We start from the raw sequence: 817 nt of genomic DNA on the forward strand, positions 1-817 counted from the left end.
CACAAAGCAACGCATGGCATGTGCGACCCCCAGCCGGTTCACCTCGCGCTGGTCGGCCTCGTAATAGAGCCCGCCGGTGGCGCTGGCGGTGATGATCTCGAACGACGGGAAGTAATCGACGAACTCGAAGCGATCGCAGGCCTCCTGCGCCGCCACCCGCAGCACCGCCTTGCTGTAGCAGGTCGAGGTCAGCACATGGCGCGGCTCATAGGTGGCGATGAGCGGCACCGGCGAGACGGTCAGCAGCACCCGCACGCCGGGGTTCACCGCGCGCAGCCGGGTCAGCACGTCGCTCAGCGCGGCGCTGGTCTCGGCCACGCTGAAATTGTGGAATTCGTGCCGCGCCGGATCGAAGCTGCCAGCCACCACCCCCGGCGCCAGCGGCAGCACGCTGCCATCGCCGCGCACCCGCCAGGCCTCGGTCAGCCCGAGGGTGAAGACGAAGACATCGGCGCCAAGGAACATCTCGCGCACCGCCGCCAGATGATCGCGCCGCGCCGCCGCCACCGCATCGGGGCTGTCATAGCCCGTAGGCTCGACCTGCGGCCGGTAGGGATCGACATAGCGCCCGTCGGGCCGCTGCCAGGCGGGCTCGGCCAACGCCCGGCCCTCGACGGCCTCGTCGAAGATCTGGCCAAGCTGCTGCACCGTGTAGAGATTGCCGAAGCGCGCCGAGAACACCCCAAACTGCCGCGCCGCCCGCTCTGGCTCCGGCAGGTCAGCGCCATCCTCGGGCACGAAATACCGAAACCCAAGCTCGGAGATCCGCCGCGAGATATGCTGGGCGAAACAGCTGCCAGCGGTGGCCAGCTTCATC

At 68.9% G+C, this 817-nt stretch carries 1 protein-coding gene; it reads right to left on the reverse strand.

Going from position 1 to position 817, the window contains the following annotated elements; genetic code table 11:
* Positions 1-817: GSCFA domain-containing protein (locus ACXAG7_RS19890; protein ID WP_476667915.1), on the reverse strand; the 817-nt coding region annotated here is incomplete at both ends.

It is taken from the genome of Tenacibaculum sp. AWR4_210, from assembly GCF_056160945.1.